The 16,513-nt window shown below is 34.6% G+C and carries 9 protein-coding genes and 1 tRNA gene; all 10 read left to right on the forward strand.

Annotated features, from left to right (window positions below; all coding sequences use genetic code 11):
- Positions 1 to 4 precede the first annotated feature (4 nt).
- The 10 genes from ACZ0AH_RS18925 to ACZ0AH_RS18970 all read left to right on the forward strand — a co-directional run bounded on the left by ACZ0AH_RS18925 (position 5) and on the right by ACZ0AH_RS18970 (position 16,222).
- Positions 5 to 2,827 carry a hypothetical protein gene (locus ACZ0AH_RS18925; RefSeq protein WP_463477326.1) on the forward strand — a complete coding sequence of 941 codons (2,823 nt, stop codon included), beginning with the start codon at positions 5 to 7 and terminating at the stop codon, positions 2,825 to 2,827.
- A gap of 141 nt (positions 2,828 to 2,968) precedes the next feature.
- The gene (locus tag ACZ0AH_RS18930) at positions 2,969 to 4,429 is read left to right on the forward strand and encodes a contractile injection system tape measure protein (RefSeq protein WP_463477327.1); all 1,461 of its coding nucleotides are present in this window, start codon (positions 2,969 to 2,971) and stop codon (positions 4,427 to 4,429) included.
- Between the two features lie 10 nt (positions 4,430 to 4,439).
- Positions 4,440 to 5,837 carry an eCIS core domain-containing protein gene (locus ACZ0AH_RS18935; protein WP_463477328.1) on the forward strand — a complete coding sequence of 466 codons (1,398 nt, stop codon included), beginning with the start codon at positions 4,440 to 4,442 and terminating at the stop codon, positions 5,835 to 5,837.
- Positions 5,838 to 5,861: 24 nt separating this feature from the next.
- On the forward strand, positions 5,862 to 8,387 hold the full coding sequence (locus ACZ0AH_RS18940) for an eCIS core domain-containing protein (RefSeq protein WP_463477329.1): 2,526 nt from the start codon (positions 5,862 to 5,864) through the stop codon (positions 8,385 to 8,387).
- A gap of 9 nt (positions 8,388 to 8,396) precedes the next feature.
- Positions 8,397 to 11,570, forward strand: a complete 3,174-nt coding sequence (locus tag ACZ0AH_RS18945) for an eCIS core domain-containing protein (protein WP_463477330.1) — start codon at positions 8,397 to 8,399, stop codon at positions 11,568 to 11,570.
- 94 nt (positions 11,571 to 11,664) lie between these two features.
- Positions 11,665 to 12,969 (forward strand): ATP-binding protein, encoded by a 1,305-nt coding sequence (locus tag ACZ0AH_RS18950; RefSeq protein WP_463477331.1) that lies wholly within the window; start codon positions 11,665 to 11,667, stop codon positions 12,967 to 12,969.
- A 204-nt stretch (positions 12,970 to 13,173) separates the two neighbouring features.
- Positions 13,174 to 13,722 carry a DUF4494 domain-containing protein gene (locus tag ACZ0AH_RS18955; protein ID WP_463477332.1) on the forward strand — a complete coding sequence of 183 codons (549 nt, stop codon included), beginning with the start codon at positions 13,174 to 13,176 and terminating at the stop codon, positions 13,720 to 13,722.
- Positions 13,723 to 13,949: 227 nt separating this feature from the next.
- Positions 13,950 to 15,476 (forward strand): glycosyltransferase family 39 protein, encoded by a 1,527-nt coding sequence (locus tag ACZ0AH_RS18960; protein ID WP_463477333.1) that lies wholly within the window; start codon positions 13,950 to 13,952, stop codon positions 15,474 to 15,476.
- Positions 15,476 to 16,000 carry a DUF4269 domain-containing protein gene (locus ACZ0AH_RS18965; protein ID WP_463477334.1) on the forward strand — a complete coding sequence of 175 codons (525 nt, stop codon included), beginning with the start codon at positions 15,476 to 15,478 and terminating at the stop codon, positions 15,998 to 16,000. Before ACZ0AH_RS18960 ends, ACZ0AH_RS18965 begins: the two co-directional genes overlap by 1 nt.
- 149 nt (positions 16,001 to 16,149) lie before the next feature.
- Positions 16,150 to 16,222: transfer RNA gene (locus tag ACZ0AH_RS18970), tRNA-Met, on the forward strand.
- Positions 16,223 to 16,513 lie beyond the last annotated feature (291 nt).

The following is a 16,513-nucleotide window of genomic DNA, read 5'->3' on the forward strand; positions in this document are numbered from 1 at the left end:
GGTCATGGCAACAAAACTTACCACCATTACAGGAAATTATCATAGTTATGTAGCAGATCAGATGTTAACGCACTATCAGCTCAACGAAACTATTGACTATTTTGATGACCAAAATCGATTGAACAGAATCTTTCTTACCGGTACAGGAATTGTTTGCGGCTTTGAAGTTTCAATCAATGCCGGCTACTCTACCGTGACGATAAATCAGGGAAACGGAATTACGACTGACGGCGATTTGATAAAATTAAAAAAAGAAACCAACAAACCTTTGGCAACTGCCATTAAACAAAAATTGTTCACGATTGATTTTCCAAAAATTGATTATAAATCCTATAAAATATTTGATACTGATAAAGGCAATTATCCTGCTTTTAAAAACGCCAGCAATGTGATGTTGCCTATGTGGGAATTACTGCCTGAAAAACCAGTTGGAACTCCGTTGGAAAATGGCGAATCGCTGTTGACCAATTTTGCTAATTTAAAAAATCATGTTGTCATTTTGTATCTTGAAAGTTATACTAAAGATGCTTCTTTGTGCGATGAAACAGATTGTTCGAACAAAGGCGGCGAAGAAATTTTTAACTTACGTGTCCTTGTCGTAACTCAGGCAACTGCGAATATTATTATTGGCAAAAGCGGTTCTCCGGAAAGAGATTCTCTTTATAATAAATACGATGTTTTTCAAAAATATACAACACTTGAAGAATTGGGTGTCCGAAAAGTAATTCCAACATTCAATAGTACTTCAACCGCCGATAAAATCAAGAAACTTTTTAATACAGTTGTCAATGATGTGACGTTTCAATCTGACTTGCTTGCCAATTTAGCCACCGTTCTTATCCCTTTTGGTTATGTAACGCAGCTTGCAGCTATAAGCAGCCGCATCAATGCACTTTTTACCATCGATCCGCTAAATATCCCGGAGGATATTCATTATCGATACGATTTATTAAAAGATATTGTGGCGACTTATAAGGAATTGAAAGATCTTTTTATTCAGTTAAAATCAGAGTGTAATCCGCCAATTAGTTCATTTCCAAAACATTTATTATTGGGATTTGTAGAAGATACGAATCGTTTTAAAGATTACAGACATCAATTTTATAAAGCAAGTGCTTTAGACCAGAATAAAACATTCAGCAATTTTGATTCTTTGGTCAGAAGACTTAAAGGCATTTTAGATAATTATCAGATAGATGCCAAAAGCATTAAAATTACGCCTTCAAAAGCAATAGGAAAACTGGGTACAAAATCGGTTCCGTATTACTATAATGTCGACGACAATTTATTACATGCCTGGGATTTTGAAAAAAGCAAACTTTATATTCATCAAACCAATTTTAGCTATCACACCACAAATCTGTCAAACAACGATTATATCCAGAATCCGCTGGATTATTGTACAGACGATTACGATTTTTATAGAATTGAGGGTTATTTGGGCGATAGTGTTGAGGATGTAAAAACATCTTTAAACGTACAAAGAAAAGAATACGGATTGGATTTTGATTTTTATATTATGGATGTTGTTGAAAATGCAGCCGATTTAAAAATCTTATTCAATACTCATTATTCTTTCGAGCACAAAGCCGGTGTTAAAAAAGGAGGAACTTTATTATTGCTAAAATCAGGCAACACTTTTATAACTGATTTTGCTATTGAGGGAAAAATAAGTCAGGACGACGGATTAGGATGCTGTACGATTATGGGATGTTTATATCCCTGGATTAGCTCGTTGCGCTATATCAATAATTTATCAAGAAGTTTAAGAGGTACTAAAAGTGAGAGAATTGATATGCCAACACATTACAGGTTAAGCATAAAAAAATATACTATAAATGGTGTCAATTTGATTAATGATAAAGTTATGGTCAGCATTCCGCTAGATCAAATTTTTGCCCGTCGATTACATGTCGTAATGGAAACACTAAATACTCAATTTCCAACCGGTCTTTTGTTTGATTTTATTGAAGAAGAGAAAAAACTAAGAATCATGCGACTTGAAAAAGATGTATTTGAATTTGAAGTTCAAGACATTACGCTTTCAAGAAAAACTCCAATTTATACGTTTACTGAAAATGGCGTTACTAAAAACGGTAAAATTTATACGTCAAACAAAATTACCTGCTCTGTCGTTAATTCGTATAAAGCTGATATGTATAAAAAAATCCATGCTAATTACGATCCAATCAACAAAGACGATGATAATTTTGGCCGCTTTAAAGAAGATTGGAACAAATGGGAAGATTTAAGAAAGTCATTGCAATCACATCCTGTTACAAAAGAATTTCCAAGATTTCCGAAAAAATTTCATGAGTTTTATAATATTCCGATGGTTTATGAAAATTATCACGAAGGAGATCAGAAAAAATCAGTTGCTGATCTTCTAGTAGAGATTGCCACTCAAATCACTGAAATAGATAATAGACTTACTCATATTTACATTGGTGGCGACTGGACAAGCGGAAATTGGGTCAATACAGATATGCAATCTTATTACTTAGAAAATAGTACTAATACAAATGATGATTTAGTCTTGTTTATGAATTTAAGAAAAAAAATTCATAATGAAACCAGATTGAGTAAATTCATTATTCACATTGATACTACAAGAATTGTAAACCTTTCAAAATTTGAAAGCTTATTCGCTGCATATGCTACTATAGCAGAATTTTATTTTTACAAACCTACAGAAGGTTTCTTTATTTTGATAGGAAGAGATCGTCAATCGACAGAAGATCATAAAAAAAATAGGATTATTGTTGATACAGAAAAAATAACCAAACCTATTGCCAAAAATCCCGAAAAGCCGAATGATAACAAATAAAAAAGCTTGAGACCAATACCAGGGTACGGGCTCAAGCTTTAATGGGGTGAAGATGTTCGCATTACGAACACTATTTATTCCCAGTACAACCTAAACGGCTGGAGACAAATGTAAGAAAAAAAAATAAACTACCAAATAAAAATGACTAAAAATTCACATAGCATCCAAAGAGTTTTTTTAGAGATCGATACCAACTCTATGTCGGTGGCAAATGCTATCAAAGATGACCTTGCTATGTTTATGCAAAATGAGGTATTTATTATTTTAGAAAAGCAATTTAATTTTATTAAAGATATTGACAATCAAATCATTCAAATAGAAAAACTGGAAATTTCTGTTCAGTCAGACAATGAGAAAAACAAGGTCTCTTTTTCTAAAATCGATATCAAAAACCAAATCGAAAAAGAAGTTCAAAAAGCTATAAATGAGCTCCACAAAACAACTAAAAACAACATCAATAAAGAACCTGAAATTCTTACACTTTCACCAGAAGATAAGGACCTGAAAACCCTACTTTATTTTATAGAAAATGGCAGTATGCCGTGGTGGATTTCTAAGATGAATGAAGTTGATTTTTTTGATAAAATCCATTTTGAAAACCTTAAAAAAGATACTTTCAAAATTCCGTTCAGCAAATTAATTCGGCAAAAAAAAGTTCAAAACCGAATCATAAATCAGTTTTCAAATCAGGAAATTATGATTTTGTTTTCGGTTGTTTTAGATTCAGAAATGCAACAAAAAGTACTTTTAGAAAACAAATTATTACAAATACTCCATCAACAAACAAGCAGTTTTAAAGCTTCTTTCTGGCAACTGATTTTTGATTTTTGGATGGAACCAAAATCAATTAATCTTATTGCATTTTATTATAAAAAAGAGACTCAATTTTCATCCAATAAAATCTCTTTGAAGCTTTTTATCCAAAATATAAAAACAATTATACCACTTGATTTAACCGATGAAAAACTAACACAAATAAAAACGGATTATTTGGTTTCTGAAAAAGAAAAATCAATTCTAAAACCAAATCCCGAAACATCAAAATCAGAAATTACAACAAAAGAAGAATCCATAATTGAGGATCATTTTCAGGAAGACAGTCCGGGTTCTAAATCCTGTTATGTACAAAATGCAGGTTTAATCATTTTGCATCCCTTTTTGAAAGAAATGTTTAAAAGCTGTCATTTGATGGATGAAAATAATACGCTTTTAGACAAGGAAATGGCAGCGCATATTTTGCATTATGCGGCTACAAAAAAAGAAAATGAGTACGAACATTTAATGCTTTTTGAGAAATTTTTGTGCGGAATACCCATGCAGCAATCCATCCAAAAAGAAGTTAAAATTGAAGAGAAACACAAACAGCAAGTAGAAGAAATGCTGCTTTCGGTGGTAGAACACTGGTCGACTTTAAAAAATACTTCGACAAATATCTTAAGAACCGAATTTCTTCAAAGAGAAGGTAAATTAGACTGGAGCGAAACCAATCCGAAACTGGCTATTGAACGAAAAACACAGGATCTTTTATTAGAAAAAATTCCGTGGAATATCAGCATCGTTAAAATTCCGTGGATTCAAAAATTAATCTATACCCAATGGTAAAATTATAGTTATGAGAGCATTTGAACAACGAAAAAAAGACAGCCCGACAAGCCCAAGTTTTTTTGGACCTAAAATTCAGAAAAAACTAAAAACAGGAACAGCAGGTGACCAATTTGAGGTAGAAGCAGACAAAGTAGCTGATAAAGTGGTGAATAATAATGCGTCTGGAGGCGGACTTTTGCAGTCGAAAGATGAAGTGCAGCAAAAACCTATTTCTGAAACTATTTCTTCTGTTCAGGCCAAAGACATAAAAGAAGACGAAAAGCCAATTCAGAAAAAAAACAAACATACAAAAGACGAAGAAAAACCAATTCAGGCTAAGTGTGATTCTTGTGAAAAAGAAGATAAAATTCAGAAAAAGGATAAAAAAGACGAAGAAAAAAAAGTTCAAAAAAAAGAGCAAAATTCGGAAGCTGAAATTCACGACAATGAATTGGAAGAGAAACTCGACAACTCAAAAGGAAGCGGAACCGGATTAGATAAAAAAACCAAAGGAGAAATGGAATCTGGTTTTGGTGCCGATTTTAGCAATGTAAAAATTCATACAAACACAAATGCTGTTCAAATGAGTCAGGAATTGGGCGCGCAGGCTTTTACCAATGGAAATGATGTTTATTTTAATAAAGGCAAATACAATCCGGGTTCTAAGGAAGGAAAACATTTGCTGGCGCATGAATTAACACATACAGTTCAGCAAACCGGGGCCAAACAAAAATCAGGAACCATACAAAAATCATCTGTTAAAAACCATCACGAAGATTTGCAAACAGAAAAACCCTATTTTAAAGGCAATGATCCGCTTGAAAAAGCCAATGATGATGAAATGCTCATTTCATCCGGGCAAAAAGGACAATATATTACAGACTTACAAGAAGGGCTGGTCATCGCGGATCAAAAATTACCGGATTTTGGCGCAGATGGCGATTTTGGAAATGAAACCCGAAATGCAGTAATAGGTTTTCAAAGCGAAAACCATCTGAATAAAATTGATGGTATTGTAGGACCGGAAACTATAGGAGTTTTGGATAATGTGGTAAAGAAGAAAACCAAAGGCGGAAAGAAAGAAAAACCACCAAAGAAAAAAGATTGCGATATATTTAATCGATTCCAATTTTCATCAGAACCTACACATTTTGAACCATTAAAGCCAACTGAGAAGTGCAAATTATTCTCTATCAAATTAACAACAAAACGAAATAAAAAAAGCGCCCCCTGTTCGACTTACAGTGCAGAGATTATAGATAACTCAGGAACAGCTATCATACCAGCCGTACAAATTCCAGTTGGCGGGACATTTCCTATTGAATTCGTCGCACCAAGGGTGGAGAAGTTTACTCTAATCATTAAAACTCCGCCTTCATGTGGAGCAAATGCCTTTATTGGTAATGGAACAAAACACAGACAATAGCAAAATCACGTATTATTAAAATATATGTCAGCATTCAGTCAAATAGCAAAATCAAACTCTTCTGCCCCATCCGTTTTTAATTCGAGAAAGGGAGAAGATTTTTTTGGCGTTCAGGCAAAGCTTAACATTGGCAAATCGAATGATAAATATGAAGTTGAAGCCGATAGAATGGCTGATAAGGTAGTTTCTAATAAACAAACCAATACTTCAGCGCCTTTTTTTAATGCTGCTCCAATTGTTCAAAAAAATCAGGCAACGGAAGTTCAAAAACAAGAAAAAACTGAAAATGAAATTCAGGAGAAACCATTAGCAGAATCAATTACGCCTGTACAATTACAGCCTATTCAAAAATGTGATTGTGAAAATAATGATAATAAAATTCAGAAGAAACCGCTAGCAGCATCAATTACGCCTGTACAGCAATTGCAGTCTATACAAAAATGTGATTGTGAAAAGGATAGTAATAAAAATCAAATTCAGAAGAAACCGTTAGCAGCTTCAATTACACCCGTACAGCAATTACAGTCCGTTCAAAAATGCGATTGTGAAAAGGAAAACGTTCAAAAGAAGGATGAAAATGGGACTCAGGCTGAAAAATCAAATTCTGATTTCGAGAGCAAACTTAATAATTCAAAAGGCAGTGGCGCCGCACTTTCTAAAGATACCAAAGCAGAAATGGAATCTGGTTTTGGAGCAGATTTTAGTAATGTCCGAATCCACAATGATTCAAATGCCGTTCAAATGAGCCAGGAAATTGGTGCGCAGGCTTTTGCCAGCGGAAATGATATTTATTTTAATGAAGGAAAATACAATCCGGATTCAGCATCAGGAAAACATCTTTTGGCACATGAATTAACGCATACGATTCAGCAAGGAAATTCTCCTGTTGCAAAAGTACAACGTTATTCATTTGATGAATTTATGAACGATGCGTCAAATGCTGTTGATACTGTTGACCAAGGTATAAGCGATGTTGGCAATAGTATTGCAGATACTGCATCGGATGTTGGAAATGCCATCGTAGATACTGCTTCGGACGTTGGAAACGCCATTTCTGATACAGCTTCAGAGGCAATCGACTGGATAAAAACGGAAGCCGGTGAAGCAGCATTAGCTCTGGCAAACGCGGTACTGAGCAGATTTGGCGGAAGCATCACAATAGTAGGATCATCGATTATTATTGATATTCCGAATGTCACTCTTTTTGATAGTTTTCAAAAAGAATTAGGAGATGATGAACTTCCGGCGATCCCAGTTTTAGAGATTCCTATTTTTGGAGAAACAGTAGGTGTTTTTACATTTCTTGCTTCATTAGAAGTCAACTTACAACCTTCAATTTTAGCTGCTTTAGGCCCGGGTGAATTAAGACAAATTCGTCTGACACTTGATCCGTTTTCAAGCACATTTGCAGGTCAGGCAGAACTTTATGTGGGCGCTGCAATAGGAGAAAGACTGTCTATTTTTGGCGGATTAGTCGGCCGCGGATTAGGGGTAATTCCTAGTGAACCTCCTATCCCGCTCGAAGCAAGTCTGGAAGGGGGAATCAGAGGAACCGGAACTGGCTGGGGTATTGGCGCAATAAGCAGTTTGATAAATGTAGGTTATAGTTCCGGAACCTGGAGTTTTAGTGCCGATAATGATATTATGATGGGCGTCTTGCTTCAGGGAGATGTAGATTTATATGCTTCATCGAAAGTATTTGAACATTTAGTCTGTGAATATGCCCACCCACTTGGTCATTGGGAAATAGGTGATGCTTACAAAATCAACATACCAGTAAGTTTAGGCGGTGCTGCGCCTCCATCAATTGGCCCTATAACTTCTGGCCCAATGCCTGTAGGAGATATTGAAACTGCAATTGAACCGCTTAGTTCAGGATTAAATTGTAAAAGATTACAAGAAATAGTGAATGAATTATGCGAAGAAGGATTGCTTCCTAAAGATGTTTGTGATACTATAAAGGAAATTATTGACGGAATCGAGGAAACAGGAGATGATGTTGCCAAAGATTTGGGTATTGAACCATTAAGCGATAAAAGTTGTGATGATTTACCGGATTCCTATCGATATAAGAGCTACAAAGATGCCGAGAAGGAGTTGAAAAGAAGAGCAGGAATTCCGGATAGTAAACAATTGTATCGTAATGACAAAAAAGCTACTAGTGGGCCATGTCCAAGAATAGGCAGACATTATAATTTATGGGATAATTCAGCTAAAAAAGGAGAACCTGTTGGAGCTATTGGCATGTGTCCTTGTACCATTATTGACAAAGTAGGAAATGAAGTTAAAGTAGAGCGTTATGCGGTACTCAATGCGGCTTCAGCAGAAATATTAGCCAAAAAATGGGGCTGCACAGACGTAAGGTGCAATGTGTATCAAATTCCCGGATCTGGCGCTACTTGTCCGAGTCGTGTGATTGGAAATGCAGATTATAAATATAGTAACTATAAAGAAGCTTGTAGCGCCGCTGAAAAAGATGCCAATTCTAAAGTTCCGGCAGGATGCAATAAAAGACATTGCAATTGTAAAACAAAATGCAGTCAAAAATAAAACATTCAGATGAGCATATTTGCAAGAAGTACAACCGGAAAAAGTAATCTCAATCCTCATAATAAAGGAAAAGAGAGAGAATCTTTTTTTGGTGTTCAGGCAAAACTCAACATTGGTAAATCGAATGATAAATTTGAAGCTGAAGCTGACAAAGTAGCTGATACGGTTGTTTCAAATAAAAAGAATAGTACTCCTGAACCTTTCTTTTCGGCTTCGCCTGTTGTTCAGAATAAAGTGGCTGAAACAAATCCTGAAAATAGAAATAGTGAAATTCAGAAAAAAGCTCCTTTACCAGAAATCTCATCGATTGCTCAGCCAAAATTAAAAGTACTGCAAAACAAAAAACAAGCTGCAATTCCTGAAACTTTTTTTAATGCTTCGCCTGTCATCCAAAACAAACAAGTTAATGAGATTCAGAAAAAAAATAATATCGAAAAAGAGGTTCAGAAAGAAAATCTAACGAAAGAAATTACGCCTGTTGTTCAATTAAAAGCTGAGAAAGAAGAATCGGTACAAAACAAAATTGAATCTTCTAAACCAAAAGAAAAAACAAGCACGTCTAAATCTTTGGTTCAACCAAAAAAAGAAGAAGATATTCTGAAAAAAAATGCAGTTGAAAAAGTCGATATATCTTTAAATAAAAACGATTATGTTAAAACTGAAAGCTCCAAAATCACGGAAAAAAGTCTTGTTCCCAAACCATTAATTCAAAAGAAAAAAGAAGAAGACATTCAGGCAAAAGAAGAAGAGGAAATCCAAACCAAAGAAGACGAAAAAGAACTTCAGATGAGTGCGGGTGCAGATGCAAATCCTATTGACAATTCTAATCTGGAAAGTACTTTAAACAGCAGTAAAGGCGGCGGATCTCCCCTATCCGGACAGATAAAAAACGAAATGGAATCCAGTTTTGGAACTGACTTTAGTGATGTTAAAATACATAACGATTCCACTGCAGTTCAAATGAACCGGCAATTAGGTTCGCACGCTTTTGCAAACGGCAGTGATGTTTACTTTAATAAAGGAAAATACAATCCGGATTCGCAGGATGGTAAGCACTTACTTGTGCATGAATTAACACATACTGTGCAACAGGGTGCTAGTAAGCCTTTGGTACAAAAAATGGAGCAAACTAGCTTGCAAATCCAAAAAGACGATCAAACAGATGTTACTGCTGTAGAAATAGACGTAAATAGAGTTGGTGATATGCATTTTAATAATGTAATTAATAATTTTAATAATGCAATTTCTCTTTTCCAAAATTGGTATTTTGGAAAAGATGAAGCAGATGAAACATTTTACAATGAAGCATCTGATATTATTTGTGACGCATCTTCTATAGTAACGAATGTTTCTACTTCCATTGGTTCTGAATTAGAGGCCACGTTTAGTCATGCAGCAGAACAGCTTGGACTTAACCGATTTGAATTTATAACTTCTTTAACTTTAGTTAACGGCGGTTTTAATGAAATGGTAAACGACAATCTTATAGGACAAACGGCAGCTATTCTGGAAGAAGACAGCGCAGTTTGGAACAATATAGTTGAGAAAAGTTCCAATCATGAAGAATGGCTAGAGCAAGCTACACAAGCCGGGTTGCCGCCTGCCAGTAATGGCAATTTGAAGCAACAACTTCTGTCACGTTTAATATTTGCATATAACAGGTGGGAGCTTCACCAGCATTCAGCCATGTATCAGGGAATATATTCTATTGTTGATCCCTATTTACAGCAAATGCAAGCCGAAGCCGATGCTGACGCAGCAAGCCTTATCGCACACCCGAGAATGAATTTGGGAGATTTTGTATTTGATTTACCAGATTATACATTATTAGAACGTATGACGATGAATCCTATCGCAGAAACCTACACAATAGGGCGTACAGGTTTTTCAGTGCCTATTTTTGAAGGACTTGGAGTAGGATTAAATGGCGCACTAACTGCTGGTTATAATATTGGAGGATATTTTGGAGGAATAAAACTTACCAATTTAAAATTTGGCTTTAGTTATGCCCAGACCCCTATCATGCTTGATGCATTGGCATTAGCTTTGCCGTTAGGTGGTTTAAACGCACTAAAAGCGATGTCTTTATTATACAATTCAAGATTCAGACTAAGTGGAATGCTTGAAGTACCTACAGAAGTTTATGGGCAAATGTTTATTGAAGCAGCTTTGGGAATGGGACTGGAAGTAGGTTTGCCTAATATTATCTCTGCAAATGTTGCCGGAATTAATGGTTCTTTAAGGGCCGAAGGAAACGCAAGATTTGGTGCATTTTTTGGAGCTCCCGTAGATATTATTATTGCAGGAGGTAATATGAGTTTTTCTCATACCGCTTCTTTAGAATTAAAAAGTGCATTGGGATTTGATATATTAGGCGGTATTCATGCTAACTTTTTAACCCTTGACTGGAAAAGGGAGTGGAATATTGCTTCCTGGAGATGGGACAAAAACTGGATGCTAAATTCAAATATGAATCTAATTTATATTAATGGAATTCAAGGAGATCCAAAAAATGTAATAAATGTTGAAAATTTTGTTCATGCCGTTTCTCAGTTAAATAGTCTCGGGTCGCAAATTATGAATCTTGGCCCAACAGGCAGTACTTCTGGTCCGGCTGCAGGACCTCCGGCGAAACCAAATCCAAATAGCCATCTGGATTTAACATGGCCAAAACCTCCAAGTGCTTCTTATCCTTCGCTTTATCTAACCCATAGAGGAGAAACCCGAAGTCAGAGAACATTAAAAGGTTTACATGATGAAGGTGACCCTACTATTGAAGAATTTAGACCACATGAGAAAAAATTTCTTCCTGCAAACGAAGCGGAAATTGGAATTGATCCGGAAAATCAAATATCACGAGGAACAAGTGTAGGTCCGCTTGACGAAACTGCCAGTACTCCAGGAGGAGCGAAAATGAATGATTTAGTAAGGGATTATGGGGTAAAACCAGCGGAACAACAAGGAGATCATGTCTATGAAATTCAAGTTGGAGGACAGGATATTCTTGTAAATATGTGGCCACTAGATGCCCACATAAATACCAGAGGAGGATCAAGACTTAACACCGCCAGAGTAACAGAAGCATTAACCGGAAACGTATTTAGAATCGATTTTCTGAAAACTGTAATGCGTAATCATGGACATGTTACTTATATGTTTATTATTAGGGATTTTGATTTTTAAAAATTTCAAATAATAAGCAGATTACTAAATAAAACGAATCAAAATTACCGGCAATCAAAAATAAAATCCTTTTCAATTAAAAATCTTGTATAAAATGGAAAACATATTCAATCATCTAAAAAACCAATTTGTATTTCAGCTTGATGCTCTTTTTCAAGTCGAAAACCCAATGGAAAAACCGGTTTTAAATCAACTTGATTCAAATGGGTTTGTCAATGAATTTGCCATCGAAAATAGTCTGACTGAAGCTGATATACTTTTATTGGGATTGGCTCTTGTACCTCATGTTAAACCCGATTTTCTTAGTTCGGTTATAGCCGAATATTTACCTAACGGAGGTGAATTACCTGAGTTTGGAGGGATGAAAACGAAGAACCATCGCGGCATTTTACCAACGGGTGAAACGGCTCAGTTTTTAATCGCGGGAAATCATCTTGAAGACAGGATTTTTTTCTATAATTATTTACACAATCATTCTTTTCTTTATCAGAAAGGAATCATCAAAATAGAATCTGTTCCTAATGGCGAACCCAAACTGAGTGGTTTATTGATTTTAGAATATGAATACATTGAAAAATTCATCACAGGAAAAATCCTAAAACCTCAGCTTAGCAGTATTTTTCCAGCACAATTAATCGAAACCGATCTGGATTGGAGCGATTTGGTACTTAATTCTAATACTTTAAATCAGATTAAAGAAATAGAAACCTGGCTAAAATTCAACGAAATTTTGCTTCACGAATGGAATATGAAAGCGAAGATAAAACCCGGTTTCAGAGTGATGTTTTACGGCGCACCCGGAACCGGAAAAACGCTTACGGCTTCGCTTTTGGGAAAATATACCAAAAGAGATGTGTACCGAATCGACTTGTCGATGGTAATTTCAAAATATATTGGCGAAACCGAAAAAAATCTTTCTTCTCTTTTTGACAAAGCTGCTGATAAAGACTGGATTTTGTTTTTTGATGAAGCTGATGCTGTTTTCGGAAAAAGAACAAATGTCAGGGACGCGCATGATAAATATGCCAATCAGGAAGTTTCGTATTTGCTGCAGCGTATCGAAAATCATCCCGGATTGGTTATTCTGGCTTCTAATTTCAAAACAAATATTGATACGGCTTTTACCCGAAGATTTCAATCTATAATTGAGTTTGAAGTTCCTTCTTATGGCGAACGTTTACAGCTTTGGCAGAATAATTTGCCTAAGGGAATTAAAATTGCCGAAGATGTAAATCTTAATGAACTTTCAAAAAAATACGATATTACCGGCGCCAATATTGTCAATATTATTCAATATGCCTGTCTGAGAACATTGGAAAACGAAAACGAAAGTATTAAACTTGATCACCTTATTCAGGGAATCAAAAAAGAATATGCGAAGGAAGGAAAAATGATGTAACTGCTAATTAACGGCATTTACAAAAATGATACTTTTTATTTTTTTCAAAGTCTTTCAAGAAGGCAAAGGAAATTTTAAAACCTCAAAACACACATCTTCAAAACATTACCATATTAATTTTGAAATTGTGAATATCTATTTCAATAATTAACCCTTTTTTTTCCTGTAAAATCTATCTTTGACATCCTTAAAAAATTAAAAGAGATGAGTGCAACCTGGTACGAATGCAAAGTAAAATATAGAAAAACAGACGAAACTGGAGGACAAAAAGTACTGACTGAACCTTATTTGGTAGATGCTTTGTCTTATACAGAAGCTGAAAAAAGAATTAATGAAGAAATGGCAGCTTATATTAGTGAAGAATTTAAAATCACAAATATAAAAGTGGCCAATTATGCTGAGATTCATCCTTTTGAAAATGCTGATCGCTGGTTTAAATCAAAAGTTTCATTATTGGCTTATGATGAAGAAAGCGGTAAAGAAAGAAAAACAAATATGTACATGTTAGTTCAGGCAAATGATGTGCGTGAAGCTTTTGACAACACACTTCATGTGATGAAAAATACGATGGGAGAATATTCTATTCCTGCTATTTCAGAATCACCAATTATGGATGTTTTTCCTTATTTCAGCGGTGAAGAAGATGACTTGGAACAATTAGAAAGATTCAATGCGCTTAAAGCTTCTAAACCTGCACAGCCAGAAGTAGAAACGGTTGATCACATGGAATTTGAAACAGCAATAGAGGAATAATTTTTGTAAAATTCCAAATCTCAAAAAAAACTTCAATTCAAAATTGAATTTTTAATAAAATTAGCTTCAGAGAAATCTGGAGCTTTTTTATTTTACAGAGATTTCAGAATATTTTCTTTACTTCTAAACTGAAAATAAATTATATATTAGCTTTATATTTTAAGAACTGATATCGAATACATTAGTTCTGATTATCCAAATTAAAAACCTCAGAAACCAAAATTTTCATGACCAAAAAAACGTTAATTTTAATTGGGTTTATTATTTTGAAATTTGCTTTGCAATATATTTTAATAAGTCCCGAATATGATTTGCAGCGTGACGAATATCTTCATCTGGATCAGGCGCATCATTTGGCTTGGGGATATTTGTCAGTTCCGCCGGTTACTTCGTGGTTTTCGTATCTTATATTTTTACTCGGAAATTCGGTTTTCTGGGTTAAGTTCTTCCCTGCTCTTTTTGGTGTTTTGACATTGATCATTGTCTGGAAAACGATCGAATTACTTAAAGGAAATTTATATGCTTTGATTTTAGGCGCCACTTGCATTGTCTTTTCATCATTGTTGCGTATCAATATGTTGTACCAACCTAATTCTTTGGATGTTTTATCCTGGACTGCTTTTTATTTCGTTGTCATTCAATATATCACAACCGAAAAACCGAAATGGTTTTATATTGGAGCTATCGTTTTTGCTTTTGGTTTTTTGAACAAATACAACATTCTTTTTTTATTAATTGGCCTCTTGCCTGCCCTTTTGCTTTCTAACCAAAGAAGAATTTTAGCCGCGAAAAAACTTTATTTCGCCTTAATTCTGGGATTACTATTAATTCTACCGAATCTTTTATGGCAATACAACAATCACTTCCCGATTGTGCACCATATGAAAGAATTGGCCGAAACGCAATTGGTCAATGTCGATCGAATGGGGTTTCTAAAAGAACAATTATTGTTTTTTATTGGTTCGTTCTTTGTTATTCTAGCCGCTTTATATTCGCTTTTATTTTACAAACTTTTCGGGAAATATAAACTCTTTTTTGCCTCTATTATTTTTACACTTGTCGTGTTCTTGTACTTCAAAGCAAAAGCTTATTATGCAATTGGCTTATATCCTATTTATATTGCTTTTGGTGCCGTTTTTCTTTCTGATATTTTAAAAACAGGCTGGAAACGTTATTTACAACCAGTATTTATCATTATTCCGTTATTGTTATTTATTCCGATGTACAATCTTTCTTTCCCCAATAAAAGCCCGCAATATATTGTAAATCATCCGGAGAAATACAAAAAACTTGGAATGCTTCGTTGGGAAGACGGAAAAGATCATGCTTTACCACAAGATTTTGCTGATATGCTGGGATGGAAAGAACTCGCTCGTAAAACGGATTCGGTTTATGTTTTATTTCCAAAATCTGAAAACACTTTAGTACTCTGTGACAATTACGGTCAGGCTGGAGCAATAAATTATTATACTAAAAAAGGGATTAAAGCGGTTTCGTTTAATGCCGATTATGTGAATTGGTTTAATTTAAATACTTATTACAAAAACCTAATCAGAGTTAAAGATTTTGAAAAAGACAGTAACGAATTTGTAGAAACCGGTCCTTATTTTGAAATATCTTTAATTGGTGGTGAAATCACAAATAAATACGCCAGAGAATACCGAACCACTATTTTTATTTTTAAAGATGCCAAAGTCAACATCAATAAAAGAATAGAAGAAGAAATCAAAGAAGAAACAGATTACAGCAAATAATGATCAATTTTACCAATATTGAGTATTTAAAAAACGGAAAACCAAAACAGATTCAGGCTTTTGAAGTCCTGACTCAAAATAAGGTTTTAGATAATCTCGCTGAATTTGATCCTATTTTAGTGGGTACAATCCCAATAAATATTGATATCGAAAACAGTGATCTGGATATTATTTGTTATTTGAAAAATAAAAATGATTTTATACAAAAACTGAATTCTATTTTTGGAAACAAAAGCGAATTCAAAATTCTCGAAACCATTATTAATGATCAGAAATCTGTTATAGCTAACTTTAAAATAGAGGATTTTGAAATTGAAATCTTTGGGCAAAACATTCCTACCAAAAGTCAAAACGGCTACAGGCATATGATTATCGAACATGAAATTCTACAATCAAAAGGTGAAAATTTCCGCTTAGAAATCATCACACTCAAACAAAAAGGCTACAAAACTGAGCCTGCTTTTGGTCTTTTACTCGGTTTAAAAGACGATCCGTATCAGGAATTACTAGATTATAAGATTTAAATAGTTGTATTTACTATCCAAAACCAAATCGACATTACTATATACCCTTAAAAAACAATATATTACCCTTTTAAATTCATCAAATTTAAATTTTTTAACTAATTTCTTTGCATAACCGTATTTACTGCGTATCTTTGCACCCGAAACATCGCGGGATAGAGCAGTAGGCAGCTCGTCGGGCTCATAACCCGAAGGTCACAGGTTCGAGTCCTGTTCCCGCTACTAAGACAAAGCTCCAGAGAAATCTGGAGCTTTTTTTGTTTAAACCTAAGCTGTCAGACTCATATCCGCCGCCGCGGACACAGGTTCGAGTCCTGTTCCCGCTACTAAGACAAAGCTTTAGAGAATTCTGGAGCTTTTTTGTTTTAACATTACAATTTAAAATCAAGATATTTTTAAAACGTTTACAATTTCTATAAAACAAAAAAATGCGCAAAGTCATAGACATTTGCGCAGATCTTTTTATCAGAACTCCTTGAAGAGTGGGTTGTCTGTTATTAAATATTAATCTTG

The sequence above is a fragment of the Flavobacterium sp. AC105 genome (assembly GCF_979258495.1).

Bases quoted from the DNA above. Each gene is read 5' to 3' on its own strand.
- ACZ0AH_RS18925 (WP_463477326.1), top strand. From the start codon at position 5: ATGGCAACAAAACTTACCACCATTACAGGAAATTATCATAGTTATGTA.
- ACZ0AH_RS18930 (WP_463477327.1), top strand. From the start codon at position 2,969: ATGACTAAAAATTCACATAGCATCCAAAGAGTTTTTTTAGAGATCGAT.
- ACZ0AH_RS18935 (WP_463477328.1), top strand. From the start codon at position 4,440: ATGAGAGCATTTGAACAACGAAAAAAAGACAGCCCGACAAGCCCAAGT.
- ACZ0AH_RS18940 (WP_463477329.1), top strand. From the start codon at position 5,862: ATGTCAGCATTCAGTCAAATAGCAAAATCAAACTCTTCTGCCCCATCC.
- ACZ0AH_RS18945 (WP_463477330.1), top strand. From the start codon at position 8,397: ATGAGCATATTTGCAAGAAGTACAACCGGAAAAAGTAATCTCAATCCT.
- ACZ0AH_RS18950 (WP_463477331.1), top strand. From the start codon at position 11,665: ATGGAAAACATATTCAATCATCTAAAAAACCAATTTGTATTTCAGCTT.
- ACZ0AH_RS18955 (WP_463477332.1), top strand. From the start codon at position 13,174: ATGAGTGCAACCTGGTACGAATGCAAAGTAAAATATAGAAAAACAGAC.
- ACZ0AH_RS18960 (WP_463477333.1), top strand. From the start codon at position 13,950: ATGACCAAAAAAACGTTAATTTTAATTGGGTTTATTATTTTGAAATTT.
- ACZ0AH_RS18965 (WP_463477334.1), top strand. From the start codon at position 15,476: ATGATCAATTTTACCAATATTGAGTATTTAAAAAACGGAAAACCAAAA.